The organism is Candidatus Angelobacter sp. (genome assembly GCA_035607015.1).
Taxonomy (GTDB): domain Bacteria; phylum Verrucomicrobiota; class Verrucomicrobiia; order Limisphaerales; family AV2; genus AV2.
Window position 1 is genome coordinate 1 of sequence record DATNDF010000520.1, and the last position, 12868, is coordinate 12868.

The 12868-nt window shown below is 58.9% G+C and carries 12 protein-coding genes; 8 read left to right on the forward strand and 4 right to left on the reverse strand.

Annotated features, from left to right (window positions below; translation table 11 throughout):
- The 3 genes from VN887_20845 to VN887_20855 all read left to right on the forward strand — a co-directional run.
- A partial coding sequence (locus VN887_20845; protein HXT42468.1) for an SRPBCC family protein occupies nt 1-882 on the forward strand: 882 nt, incomplete at its 5' end.
- Entirely contained in the window at nt 879-2099 is a 1221-nt protein-coding gene (locus VN887_20850; protein HXT42469.1) for an FAD-dependent oxidoreductase, read from the forward strand. The genes VN887_20845 and VN887_20850, both read left to right, overlap by 4 nt.
- A 5-nt stretch (nt 2100-2104) precedes the next feature.
- Nucleotides 2105-2638, forward strand: coding sequence for a GNAT family N-acetyltransferase (locus VN887_20855; protein HXT42470.1), 534 nt, complete (start codon nt 2105-2107; stop codon nt 2636-2638).
- Nucleotides 2639-2711: 73 nt separating this feature from the next.
- On the opposite strand, the gene VN887_20860 is transcribed toward VN887_20855, so the two are convergent.
- From VN887_20860 to VN887_20875, 4 genes are all read right to left on the reverse strand, one after another.
- On the reverse strand, nt 2712-4100 hold the full coding sequence (locus VN887_20860) for a DUF5690 family protein (GenBank protein HXT42471.1): 1389 nt from the start codon (nt 4098-4100) through the stop codon (nt 2712-2714).
- Between the two features lie 110 nt (nt 4101-4210).
- The gene (gene leuB / locus VN887_20865; GenBank protein HXT42472.1) at nt 4211-5317 is read right to left on the reverse strand and encodes a 3-isopropylmalate dehydrogenase; all 1107 of its coding nucleotides are present in this window, start codon (nt 5315-5317) and stop codon (nt 4211-4213) included.
- An 83-nt stretch (nt 5318-5400) separates the two neighbouring features.
- Entirely contained in the window at nt 5401-6123 is a 723-nt protein-coding gene (locus VN887_20870; protein ID HXT42473.1) for a CTP synthase, read from the reverse strand.
- A 42-nt stretch (nt 6124-6165) separates the two neighbouring features.
- Entirely contained in the window at nt 6166-7269 is a 1104-nt protein-coding gene (locus tag VN887_20875) for a hypothetical protein (GenBank protein HXT42474.1), read from the reverse strand.
- Between the two features lie 187 nt (nt 7270-7456).
- On the opposite strand from VN887_20875, the gene fabD reads away from it, so the two are divergent.
- From fabD to VN887_20900, 5 genes are all read left to right on the forward strand, one after another.
- Nucleotides 7457-8386, forward strand: a complete 930-nt coding sequence (gene fabD / locus VN887_20880) for an ACP S-malonyltransferase (GenBank protein HXT42475.1) — start codon at nt 7457-7459, stop codon at nt 8384-8386.
- Between the two features lie 122 nt (nt 8387-8508).
- The gene (gene fabG / locus VN887_20885; GenBank protein HXT42476.1) at nt 8509-9252 is read left to right on the forward strand and encodes a 3-oxoacyl-[acyl-carrier-protein] reductase; all 744 of its coding nucleotides are present in this window, start codon (nt 8509-8511) and stop codon (nt 9250-9252) included.
- 174 nt (nt 9253-9426) lie between these two features.
- Nucleotides 9427-9672, forward strand: a complete 246-nt coding sequence (acpP, locus tag VN887_20890; protein HXT42477.1) for an acyl carrier protein — start codon at nt 9427-9429, stop codon at nt 9670-9672.
- Nucleotides 9673-9736: 64 nt separating this feature from the next.
- Nucleotides 9737-10996, forward strand: a complete 1260-nt coding sequence (fabF, locus tag VN887_20895; GenBank protein HXT42478.1) for a beta-ketoacyl-ACP synthase II — start codon at nt 9737-9739, stop codon at nt 10994-10996.
- 45 nt (nt 10997-11041) lie between these two features.
- Nucleotides 11042-12595, forward strand: a complete 1554-nt coding sequence (locus VN887_20900) for a J domain-containing protein (protein HXT42479.1) — start codon at nt 11042-11044, stop codon at nt 12593-12595.
- Nucleotides 12596-12868 lie beyond the last annotated feature (273 nt).

The window sequence follows — 12868 nt, forward strand, 5'->3', positions numbered from 1 at the left end:
ATGCAGGCGGACCTCGACAAGTCGCAATTCAGCCTGCGCTCCGTGCGCGCTGAGGAAATCGAAGGATTGATTTTTATTTCCCTGGCGGAAAATCCGCCGCCCATTACGCCGGCCCGTCAGGCGCTTGCGCCTTTGCTCAAACCACAGGGTTATGCGCGAGCGAAGGTTGCGAAGGCGGTCGATTATCTGGTCAACGCCAACTGGAAGCTGGTCTGGGAAAACAACCGCGAATGTTTTCACTGCAATGTCAATCACCCGCAATACATCAAGGCCAATTTCGACCACTACAACGCCGATGACACTTCGCCGCGCGTCCGTGAAGCGATCGACTCCGTCGTGACTAACAGCGAAAAGAAATGGGCGAAAAGCGGTCTCGCCCCGACACACAAACAAACCGGCATGACCTTGTTTCCCGACGCGGAGCGAAACATCTGGTTCTCCGCCAACCGCACACCGCTGGCGGACGGTTGGGTCAGCGAATCGATGGATGGCAGACAAGTTGCGCCACTCATGGGCGGATACTCCGGGGCGGACGTGGGCACGTTGCGTATCCGCGGTCTGCCGAATTTCTGGAACCATTCAAGCTGCGACCACGCGGTTAGCACCCGGCTCCTGCCCGCAGGTCCGCAGCGAACCGCGGTTCGCGTGTACTGGCTCGTGGACGAAAAGGCGGTGGAAAGCCGCGACTACGATCTGTCCAGGCTGATGCCGTTCTGGCAACTGACCTCCGAACAGGATTGGCTGATTTGTGAACGACAACAGAAAGGCGTCAATTCGAGCGCCTACACGCCCGGGCCATATTCGGCATTCAAGGAATATAACGTGGAGAGTTTTGTGAAATGGTATCTGAACCTGGCGGGTGGAACCGGTCATAAAAAATGAGCGGGCTGCCGAATGCCGAAATCATCGTCGTCGGCGGTGGCGCGATCGGTTGTGGTGTCGCCTATGCCCTCGCGAAGGCGGGCAGGACGGAGATCCTTCTGATCGAACGTGCCGCCGAGGTCGGCCAGGTAACCACGTCCCAGGGCGCGGGTTTGTGCGGTCAGGCGCGCGATTCGGTCGAACGGATCAGGCTCGCCATGCACTCGGTTGCAGTCTTTCGTGAACTGCAAAAGTCTGACGTAAAACCCGACTGGCACGAAGTCGGCTCCCTCCGCATCGCACTGAGCGAAAGGCGCGCCGGGGAATTTCGAGGCCTCGAGCAGGTCGCGGCCGACGCGGGACTTGAAGCGCATCTCATCGACCGGATTGAAGCAAAACGCCTCTGGCCGCTGATGGACTTCACGCTGGTGAAGGCGGTGCTCTGGTGTCCATCCGACGGATGGATGACGCCGCAGCGTGTGGCCGAATCCTACAAACACGCCTGCGAACAAACAGGAGTTCGCTTCCTGACGGGCACAGCGGTCGAACGAATCGTGATAAAAAACGGGCGGGTGACGGGCGTGAAAACGAATCGGGGCACGGCCGAATGCAAGTATGTTGTCAATGCTGCCGGGGCTCATGCGTACCATGTGGCTAAACTTGCCGGACTTGAACTTCCCATCGTCCCCGTGCGCCATGAGTATTACATCACCGTGCCCATGCGCGGGCTGAGACCAGACCTGCCGTGCTTCCGCATTCCGGAAATGACGTTGTACGGCCGTGTGCGCGACGGCGGTTTGCTGCTGGGTGGCTGGGAGCCGAAATCCCTGCACCTCGACCCGCGCAGTTTTTCGTTGAGTGGCGAACCGTCAGCGGTCGAAACCGACTGGAATGTGCTCGACAGCTTCGAGAAGAGTTTCACCCAATTATTGCCGGGCACGACCGAATCGAAAAAGAACTTTGTCGGGAAAGGCTGGCCGACGTTCACCCCGGATGGCCGGTTCATCATCGGCGAAAGTTGCCGCGCGAAAGGATTCGTCATGGCCGGCGGTTGCAACGCGCACGGTATCTCCGGTTCCGGCGGCATCGGCAAACTGCTGGTGGAATCGCTGCTCGACCGCCGTCCCTCTGCGTATGTCAAAAGCCTCAGTCCGGACCGGTTCACCGAAACGGCCTGGAAGTGGGAAGAAGCGCGCGTTCAGGCGGCGCGGGTTTACGAAACCTACTACGGAGTCTGAGTGACATGTCGATTCGTCCGCTGGAACCCTACGATCGGTCCGAATGGCTGCGCCTGCGCCGTGCACTCTGGCCCGACTGCTCGGAGGCAATGCACGCCTGCGAAATGGAGGAATACTCCATCAACGCTGCAACGCGCGCCGTGTTCGTGTTCACCCGCGAAGACGGAAGGCTGGGAGGATTCGCCGAAGTTTCCATCCGCGACCGGGTCGATGGTTCGCTCTCCGCTCGTGTCGCCTGTCTGGAAGGCTGGTTTGTGGAATCAGACCTCCAGGGAAAAGGAATAGGCCGGAAGCTTGTGGAGGCCTCCGAGCGCTGGGCGGCGGCCCATGGTATGACAGAAATCGCAAGCGACGCGGAGTTGAGCAATACCGCGGGCTTGAAGGCTCACGCGGCGCTCGGATTTCGGGAGACCTTTCGACTCGTGCATTTTCTGAAACGCTTGAAAGTGCTGGTCATCCTCGCGGCGCTCTTCGGTTCAAACATCGGCCCGCACGGGACCCCGCTCATCGAAGCAAAGGTGATGTCGGTAAACATTTGAGCAAATGCCCGCGACCACCTGAACGGAACCAATCTCTCGATGCCGCACAATGACGCGTCCGGCTTTTTCCGGATTACCGGGCAACGATGGGAACCTCGGGCTGGCTTCGACGGTTCCGGCGCAAAAAATAAATGCAACTGCCGGCCAGGCACGTCACTCCCAGCACGGACATGAAATAAGTGTACCCCTCGAAAAAACCGAGCCGCGAAACATTGCTCTCCGCCAGGTCCCGGTACAGCTGCACGCCCACCGAGCCGGTATAGCCGATCGCGTCGGCGACGTAGATGGCGAATACCGCGGTTCCCGCAGCGCGGGTGGATGCGATCAAGCGGTCGAACAAAACCGAACCAAAGGGGACGTAGGCCAGATACGAACCGAGTCCAGTCAAGGTCATCCACCAGAATCCGTTGATGAACCGCGCTTGCAGCAGCGCCGTGCTGATCCCCAGCAACGCCACACCGCCGGTCATGATCAGGAAGGCGCCCAGAAGACCGCGCCGGTTGTCTTTGACGAACATCAGCAAGGCGAGGGCCGCCATCACCCCGAACGCCACGAGCGTTTCAGTCTGGGAAATGATGGTTTTGTTCTGTTCGTAGGGGTATCCGAGATCATCCAGGATTTCCACCTGGTAGTTGTCACGGAAATCACGGTAGGCGGTCAGAAAAAAATAAGCGATGCACAACAGCAGCATTCCAAACATGAATTGACGGACAAACGCCAGCCGGTCGGTGCCGGTCATTGTCTGACGTTTCGAGCGGGCTGCCACGTCCGCCTCGCTCGGCCGCGGCAACTGGTTCAACATCCAGACCGCCAGCAGAAACAGGGGCAAAAAATGCAGGCCAACCACCGCGGGCATCCAGCTTTCACTCACTTTGCCGAGCAGCGAACCGATGGCGTTTCCGATCAACGGCACTTGCCGCCACCATTCCGCGACGCCGCCTTCCAGCATTGCCCGTCCGATGTCTTTTACGATTCCGCTTGAGAGAATGTAAGAGCAACTCAACCCGGCCAGCAGCAGTTCCGACGTGCGCCGGCCTTCGAGATACCAGACCACCAGCCCCCAAACCATGCCGAGCGGCAGGCCGTTGAAGAAGATGGCGACCACTTTGAGATTGTTGGGGACAAGGCCATACGCGACGAGTGCCGTCTCCGCCCCCGCAATCAGTGCAACGAGGGTCAGCGCCCGGCGCGTGGGTGAAACCTCGGAACAGACTTTGATTCCGATGTACTTTGACAGCGCGTAGCCGATGATCTGGCTGATGACGATGGCGGTCTTGAGCGCGACGGTGGAACCAAAAAAGAATTCGCCTTCAAACTTGGCCGCGGCAAATGGCTTCCGAAACGCATACATGCAGAAGTAGGTGGAGAAGGCGGCGATGATCGCATAGGCGGCAAAGGCGGGCGCGGGAGCCTTTTCGAGCCAGAGCGTCAACCGGCTGCCTGCGTGCGTTCGATTGCTCATCGGCGGCTTGTGAATCGCTCCGTTCGTAGGCGGGAACGCCGGGCCAGTCAATGAAAACCCACGCGGGGCAACGAGATCATCCTCACCGCCGCGATCCTGCCCGCCCAAAATCAAATCGCCGATGCAATCACATCGCCCATCAAACTCGTTCCGATCCTGGTCGTGCCGGATTCGTTCGCGCTGTAGATATCGCCGGTCCGATGACCGGTGGTGATCGCTTTTTCGACGGCGCTCTCGATGGCCGCCGCCGCGTCATTCAATCCGAAGCTGTGACGGAGCATCAGCGCGGCGGAAAGGATTTGCGCGACGGGATTCGCCAGATTTTTCCCGGCAATATCCGGCGCGGTGCCGCCCGCCGGTTCGTAGAAGCCGAACGTTCGCGCCCCCGCCGTGGCTCCAAGGCTTGCGCTGGGCAGCATGCCGAGTGAACCGGCCAGGGCGGCCGCTTCATCGCTCAGAATGTCGCCAAACATGTTTTCACAAAGCATCACGTCGAACTGCGCCGGCTTGAGCACGAGCTGCATCGCGGCGTTGTCCACAAACATATGTTCGAGCGTCACGTCGTTATATTGCTTTGCGACGCTTGTGACGACTTCGCGCCAGAGAACGCCGTTTTCAAGCACGTTCGCCTTGTCAATGCTGGTGACTTTCCTGCGCCGCTGTCGCGCGGCCTTGAAGGCGACGTGTCCGATGCGCTCGATCTCCGGTGTTGTATAGACCATCGTGTCTATGGCGCGTTGCACGGCGGGCGAAACCGGTTCGGTTTTTTTCGGCTGGCCAAAATACATGCCGCCGGTCAGTTCCCGCACGACGAGAACATCAACGCCGTCTCCCTGCCGCTCCGGTCGCAGCGGACACGCGTGGGCCAGCGCCCTCAGCAGTTTCACCGGGCGCAGGTTGGCGAACAATCCAAACTCCTTGCGAATCCGCAGGAGGGCGGCGCGTTCGGGGCGTTGCTCCTTCGGAATCGTCGGATCACGGTCAGGCAGTCCCACCGAGCCGAACAAAATCGCGTCCGACCGTTTGCACAGCTCCAGCGTCGCGTCCGGAAGCGCCTTGCCCGCGGCGTCAATACCGGCCCAACCGACGGGCGCTTCAGTGATCAGTAATTCAAGGGAAAATTTCTTCTCGACGACCCTCAGCACCTTGATCGCCTCGTGCATCACCTCCGGCCCGATGCCGTCGCCGGCAAGTGCCGCGATTTTGTAGCTGTTCATGAAAACGATTTGTTTTTGGTGCGCGCGATTCCGCGGGAGGAGGGATGCTAATGTTTCTCCGCGCCGGCGCAATTGAATTTTGCTCAACCACCACTTGTTTGAGCGCAGGCCGCCTTCACAAACGCGCGAATCAGCGGATGCGCGACATCTCTGAGCGCCGAGCGTTCCGGTTGGAACAGCGTTGCGACGAAAAATGTATGGTCGTCGAGCTCAACGACCCGGACCTCGTCGTTTCCATCAACACCGGAAATGCGCAGCGGGCCTTCCTCGAAAATCGCAACGTACCGGCTATTCAAACCGTAACCGCAGTTGAATTCCTCCATCACCTCGTCGCATCCGTAGATCTGTCTCGAGCGCGAGTGCGGTTTGAAACGGATTTTACCTCCGACGCCGCGCAGCACGCACACCAGGGGTGCGATCAACGGCATCCCTGCCGCCGGGTTCGACTCCGCATGGTCTGCGCCGGCAAGACCGCGCACGTTGCGCGCATACTCGATCAGCGTGTGTTGAAATCCACCGCAGGTGCCAAGAAACGGACGCCGCCGCTCGCGCGCGAATCGGATCGCGTTCAGCGCGCCATCCATGTTTTGGTAAGGGCTCCCCGGGACGCACCAGATGCCGTCGAAGCGTTGCAGTTGCTTCTCCGCGTCGGGAGCCAGGCTTTGCGTGGGCAACCAGGCGGCTTCGATCTCGTGTTTCTCCGCGGTCGCGGCGAACGCCAGCGCCTTGGGAATGGCAACATGCGCGGTCGTCCCCGCGTCGTAATCGCCGACGAGCCCGATCTGGATCTTCGCTCCCGCCTTCAATATGATTGCGATGGCCTTACCTGGTTGACGCCGCGAATCCGCTCAATAACCCGGACTCATGTTCACGCTGACCATTCGCGGGGCGACGCGCGTCAGTTCTTTTCCGGACTTGTCGTAAACGACGCCAAGCAAATGATACGCGCCGGGGGACGCCAGATCGCTCGGCCACTGCGCGACGGCGCGCTTGAAATCGCCCTCAGCCTGAAACGTTTCGACCCTGCCTTCAAACCCGCCCCGCGATTTTCCATTTGTGCCCAGGACCTCGAAGATGACCTTGCCAATTTGCTCCGTTTGGTTTGGCGGGAGCGCCATAAAGGCGGTCACCTGCGGTTTCGAGTTTTGTGTCCAGGCGGTGTCACAACGGACGGGCGTCATCACCGGCCCGCACGCCTTCCAGAAGGACGGTTCCAGCTTCTCAACCAGTTGGATCTTTCCGAGGCTTGCCGGTTGTTGCACCGACAGAGGACTACCGTAAACGAACGATCTAAACACCCGCGGCCCCCCATCGCTGCAACATAATTCGGCGTCAAGCGCGATGACCACGCCCGCCCTGGCCTTGAAGCCGGGAAAATTCGCCCACGGCAGTTTGAATTCGACGTCCATCCCGTGCGCTGTTCGTTGCGCGCCGACTTCGACGCCGATCTTTCTGATTGCTTCGAGATAACCCGGGCGGAGGCAAAAACGGGGCTGGACATTTGTTCCTTTCAGGCCGGTCCAGTAACAATGCACCGCGCCGGGAGAGGCGTTTGTCGGCCACGACAGGCTGCGAAAGTTTCCGTCCTGGCGCGTGTCGAAATACCACTCGACCGCGTCGCCTTCCCAAAGGTGATTGTCGTCTGCAAAATTGGCCGGCGATTCATCGAGCGTGCGCAACCCGGCGTAGAACGCCTCGTCGTCCCACATGTAAAAAAACTGACCGGCGCGGTTGTGCAGCGTCTTCGCATCAAAGCTGAAATACTCGACCGGCGTGCAAAAAGCGTCTTTGAACTCCGAGAGATCGCCGTCGATCCTCATGAGCTTCGGCGCGCGCGTGGCCAGCCCGCGAACGCCTTGGGCGAGCTGGGCCCAAGCCGATCGGGAGAAACACACCAGGAATGCAACCAGCACAAGCGAGCTTTGACGGCGAACGAATCGCGTGATTTTCATGCCGCCATTGAGCCACAGATCAATAGTGGATGGAACACGGATTTTCAAACGGCTCGCTGTCGCGCCGGTCTGTTACCGGCACCCTTTACGACGACGCCGGGAACGGCAGCAGACGGCCGTTTCGCCCGGCGCTTCAGATTTTCAGCTTTCCTCCACAGCCCGGCTTCGTATTTAGTTCACCGCTTCTATGAGTAAAACCGCGTTGTTGTTTGCCGGACAGGGCGCGCAGGTCGTGGGCATGGGCCAGGACTTGGCCGCTGCGTTTCCGGCCGCCCGTGTCTGGTTCGACCACGCCAACGCCGCGCTGGGCTATGACCTCACCGCGGTTTGTTTCAACGGTCCGGACTCGGAGTTGACCAAGACGGAAAACGCGCAGCCGGCAATTTTCCTCGTGAGCTGGGTCGCCTTCCAGTTGCTCCGGGAGCGCGTGCCGGCGTTGAAGTTCGAGGCGGTGGCGGGATTGTCGCTCGGCGAATTCACGGCGTTGACGGCAGCGGGCGCCATGAGTTTCGAGGACGGCTTGCGAATCGTGCGCCAGCGCGGTCGGTTCATGCAGGAAGCATGCGAGAAGACGCGCGGTGGCATGGCGGCGGTCATCGGACTCGACGAAGTGGCCACGCGCGAAGTCTGCGCCGAAGCGGGAGTCGTGCTGGCAAATCTCAACTGCCCGGGCCAACTCGTGATCTCCGGCGAATCGGACAAGATCGCGCAGGCCGTCGAACTTGCCAAAGCCAGGGGCGCGAAGCGCGCGGTTCCATTACCGGTTGCAGGCGCATATCACTCGCCGCTCATGGCTGGCGCGCAGCCGAAGCTGCAAGCCGAACTCGCGAACATAAAACTGTCCACGCCGGCAGTCACGGTGGTTTCCAATGTATCAGCCCACTCACACACGACACCCGACCAGATCGCCGCGCGGCTTGTCGAGCAGGTGACGTCGTCGGTGCGCTGGGAGGAATCCATGCGGTACTTGCTCGCGCAAGGCTTCACGCGATTCATTGAACTGGGACCGGGCACCGCGTTGAGCGGTTTCATGAGGCGCATCGACAGAAGCGCCCGGATCCTCAACGTCGCAGACGCGGCAAGCCTTGAGACCACGGTAAAGGAGCTGGCGGGGTGATTGTCACGATTAAGGAACCAGAACCGGGGAGGGGGAGAAAATCAAGTCAGGGTGCTTCCGCCGCCTGGCTGGCGGGATTTTCTTGTTCATTCACGGTTGTTCGTGGTTAAAGAGCCGCAGCTATGAGTCAACTTGCCAATCAGGTCGCTGTTGTGACTGGAGCGGGCCGCGGCATCGGCCGCGCCATCGCGTTGAAATTCGCCGCCGAAGGCGCGGATATTGCCTGCGTCTCGCGCACCGCGGAGAACTCGGCAAAGGTGGCCGACGAAGTTCGAGCGCTCGGACGCAAGGCCTGGGCGCACGCCGTGGACGTTGCGGACGCGAAAGCCGTCACGAAGGCGGGCGAAAAGATTCTGGCCGAGGCGGGGCGCGTGGACATTCTGGTCAACAACGCCGGCGTGACTCGAGACGGTTTGCTGATGCGGATGAGCGAGGAAGACTGGGATACGGTCCTCGACACGAACCTGAAGGGCGCGTTTCTGTTCACCAAGGCGCTCGCGCGGGCGTTTGTCAAACAGCGTTCCGGCCGGATCATTAACGTGGCGTCGATCGTCGGTCTGATCGGAAACGCGGGCCAGTGCAACTACGCGTCCAGCAAGGCCGCGCTCATCGGCTTCACCAAGTCTGTCGCTCGCGAACTGGCTTCACGCGGCATCACCGTGAACGCATTGGCGCCTGGATTCATCGAAACCGACATGACGGCCGCCATCAACGAGGAAGCCCGCAAACAACTGACGCAAAAAATTCCGCTCAATTATCTGGGCGCACCGGAGGACATCGCGCACGCGGCGCTGTTTCTCGCCAGTCCGGCGGCGCGCTATGTCACCGGACAAGTGCTCGCCGTGGACGGCGGAATGGCCATGTGAATTGACTGGACGGCGGCAAATGACGCCGATAGACAAGACGAAATCGAATGAAAAGCCGTTACTTTTCCCGCGGGACACACTGCCGTAAGCGCGGAAGTTTTTTTGCGATTCAGGACTTGACGCGTTTCGGGGCGTCGCTTAGACACACATCATCATTACAAACTGGAGAAACCCATGGCTGCTGAAAAAACAATCGAACAAAGAGTGAAGGGAATCATCACCGAGCAACTCGGTGTGAACCCCGACCAGGTGACACCCGACGCGAAGTTTATCGAGGACTTGGGGGCGGATTCGCTCGACACGGTTGAACTGGTCATGGCCCTGGAGGAGGAGTTCGGCCAGGAAATCCCCGATGAAGAAGCGGAAAAACTGCAAAGTGTGGGCGATGTGATCAAATACATCGAAGAGAAGCAAAAGTAATCTTGAAGACGGTTTTTCCGGGGCAGCGGCGGCTGGTTTCAGCGCAAGCTGCCCCGTTTGTTTCATGAGCGGGAATCGGACAGAGCGGCGGGTCGTGGTGACCGGACTGGGCGTGGTTTCCTCGCTCGGCAATGACATTGACACGTTTTGGAACAGCCTCATCGCCGGCCACTGCGGCATCAACAGGATCACGGCTTTCGACGTGTCCAATTACGATTGTCAGATTGCCGCCGAGGTAAAAAACTTCGACCCGACTCCCGCCTTTCCCTCCTCCAAGGAAATCCGGCGGACCGATCGCTTTGCGCAATTTGGCGTTTATGCGGGCTGGCAGGCGCTGAAGGATTCGGGTCTGGACCTGGACCGGTCGAACCGGGATGAAATCGGCGTGTTTATCGGTTCCGGCATCGGCGGCCTGGACACCGTCGAGACCCAGCACAAGGTTTTGTTGAGCAAGGGGCCGGGTCGCCTGTCGCCGTTTCTGATACCGATGCTCATCCTGAACATGGCTTCCGGGATTTTTTCCATGTTCTACCGGCTGCGTGGTCCGAACGTTGCCACCTGTTCGGCGTGCGCCACCGCCACGCACGCCATTGGCGAGGCCTGGCATACCATCAAGATGGGCAACGCCCGCGTCATGTTTGCCGGCGGCACCGAGGCGACCATCGTTCCCATGGGGATTGGCGGCTTCTGCGCCATGAAAGCCATGAGCACCCGCAACGATGATCCGCAGCGTTCTTCGCGCCCGTTCGATCTCGAGCGCGACGGATTTGTGATGGGCGAAGGCGCGGGTGTGATCGTGATGGAGGAACTCGAACACGCCCGGGCGCGCGGCGCAAAAATATATTGTGAGATCGTGGGCTACGGCAACACCGCCGACGCGAACCACATGACTGCTCCCGCACCCGAAGGAGAAGGCGCCAGCCGCTGCATGAAAATGGCGTTGCGTTCCGCGGGGCTGCGCGCGGATGAGATTTCCTATATCAACGCCCACGGCACTTCCACGCCGCAGGGCGATCTCTGCGAAACACAGGCGATCAAGAATGTCTTTGGTGATCACGCGAAGACACTCGCGGTCAGTTCAACGAAGGGCGCCACCGGCCACATGCTCGGCGCGGCCGGCGCCGTCGAAATGGCCATCTGCGCCAAGGCGGTTCAAACCAACATCGTCCCGCCGACCATCAATTATCAGCATCCGGACCCGGAGTGCGACCTTGACTATGTGCCCAACAAGGCGCGCGAAATGGCGGTTAACGCCGTTCTGAACAATTCGTTCGGTTTCGGTGGCCACAACGCCGCCATCGCGGCGAAGAAGTTTTCGGGATAACAATTCGATTGCGTGGCCGGATTCCAATGCCAGAGTTGTCCTGGCATGGGTGAGATTTCGAGATGTTGCAAAGTTCTTGGCGTGGAGCCCGGCGTGTCTTTGGAGGAGCTCAAGAAGGCCTATCGCGATTTGGTTCAAGTCTGGCACCCTGATCGGTTCGCCAACAACGAGCGGCTTCAATCGAAGGCACAGGAACATCTTAAAGAAATCAATCTGGCCTTCGACTATCTGGTTGCCAACGCGTTTAAGAACGCCGCCGTGGTGCTCCAGGACACTTCCGAAGAGACTTCAGCTTCTGTGTCTCCGCCAAAGGAACCAGATGACTGGGAGCACGAGGACTTTGATATAGTGACGGAGTCGCCGCGTCGAGGTTTGGCGACCGCATTATCCGGAATTACGATCGTGTTGATCGGCTGCGGAGTTTTCTATTATTGGGAGCATCACGTTGATACTCATCAATCCGGGAGAACAGCTCAGGAAAGGCAAACCAACGTAGCGGCTAGTCGGCCCGCAGTAGAGCCGGATTCGTCCACAAACGACTCGGACATTTCGAACCTCGGCATTCCACTGCCGTCTTCGATCCAAACGAATTCGACCATTCGTTCATCGGACATTCTTGCATCTATGACTCCCGTGAATGAAATAGAGGTCATTCAGGGGCCCGAAGGAGTCATTCTGAACTCAAAAGGCGAGCGAGACTACATACAGGCCTCTCGGCTGGTCCGCCCGCCCTGTGTTGTCAAAGCCCGGGCCAAAACAGATCTGAAAGACCTGCGCCTTTATTTCGGCATAGGCGAAGTAATTTTCAACTGGCGGGATAATCCTTCTGAGTTGAGAATTGTTGATCCGGTCACCGGACGGATCATTCCCGTGGCCCGCCAGGGACTCGTATCCCCCAACGATTGGCATGATTTGACCTGGGAAATGGCCACCAACGAAATGAGAGTGATGGTGGACGGGGAAACTCGCTTTGAGAGCAAGGGTGACTATCGGCGCGTCAAAGGTTACCCGGCAATCGGCGGCTATCAGGACCAGGTGATGGTGAAAAGCTTTAGTGTTGAATCCGGACTTCCCATTGAAACGGCAGGCCCACAGGGCCGCGTAAGCAAGGGCTCAATCCGAGGCGATATTTTGAGTTCGATGATTCCAGTGAACAACCCCACGGTAACACAGGCACCGGATGGGGTCAGCCTGACTGGCGGTAATGCCCCTGCGGACAGGGACCGCTACATCATAACGTCTCAAACTTTCCACGCGCCATTTGTCATCCGAACAGTCGTCAAAACTGATTCAATCAACGTCCGCCTTCACGCCGGAACCGGCGGCGTCATTTTCAATTGGGAAGGGAACCCTTCGGAGTTAAGGGTGCATGATCCGCTGACCGGACGAATTACTCCCGTTCCAGGCAGGGGCTTTATCTGGCCAAATGAATGGCATGAAGTCGTCTGGGAGATAAGGCAGACCGGCATGAAAATATCAGTTGATGGGCAAGCTCGTTTTCAAAATCAAAAGGATTACCGTTCGCTGCAGGCGACTCCTGGAATTGGCATGGCGTGGAGCAAGATAACGGTGGAATATTTTGTGGTGGAACAGAAATAGGATTTATTGGAGTCCATTTTGTTAATCGCACTGAAGCCGACAGACAGTCTTCTTCTACCGATCAAATTTATTCCTCGCGTGCGATTACACCGCAGCGTCGGAGATTTCCCATCACCGGGGTTCAGCGGTACGCATGGTGATTTACAGTCTTGAAACCACTTCGTCGATTTGCGTTGAGCAAACCGGTCGTGAAATCAAACAGCCCTAAACGAGAGTCAACCATCTGTGGTGAGTTGTCCGCGTCACTTCAATAATTCGGCCCAATCCCCCTTC

Excerpts from the sequence above, each read along its gene's own strand:
- VN887_20850 (HXT42469.1), top strand. The coding sequence starts at position 879 with ATGAGCGGGCTGCCGAATGCCGAAATCATCGTCGTCGGCGGTGGCGCG.
- VN887_20855 (HXT42470.1), top strand. The coding sequence starts at position 2,105 with ATGTCGATTCGTCCGCTGGAACCCTACGATCGGTCCGAATGGCTGCGC.
- VN887_20860 (HXT42471.1), bottom strand. The coding sequence starts at position 4,100 with ATGAGCAATCGAACGCACGCAGGCAGCCGGTTGACGCTCTGGCTCGAA.
- leuB (HXT42472.1), bottom strand. The coding sequence starts at position 5,317 with ATGAACAGCTACAAAATCGCGGCACTTGCCGGCGACGGCATCGGGCCG.
- VN887_20875 (HXT42474.1), bottom strand. The coding sequence starts at position 7,269 with ATGAAAATCACGCGATTCGTTCGCCGTCAAAGCTCGCTTGTGCTGGTT.
- fabD (HXT42475.1), top strand. The coding sequence starts at position 7,457 with ATGAGTAAAACCGCGTTGTTGTTTGCCGGACAGGGCGCGCAGGTCGTG.
- fabG (HXT42476.1), top strand. The coding sequence starts at position 8,509 with ATGAGTCAACTTGCCAATCAGGTCGCTGTTGTGACTGGAGCGGGCCGC.
- acpP (HXT42477.1), top strand. The coding sequence starts at position 9,427 with ATGGCTGCTGAAAAAACAATCGAACAAAGAGTGAAGGGAATCATCACC.
- fabF (HXT42478.1), top strand. The coding sequence starts at position 9,737 with ATGAGCGGGAATCGGACAGAGCGGCGGGTCGTGGTGACCGGACTGGGC.
- VN887_20900 (HXT42479.1), top strand. The coding sequence starts at position 11,042 with ATGGGTGAGATTTCGAGATGTTGCAAAGTTCTTGGCGTGGAGCCCGGC.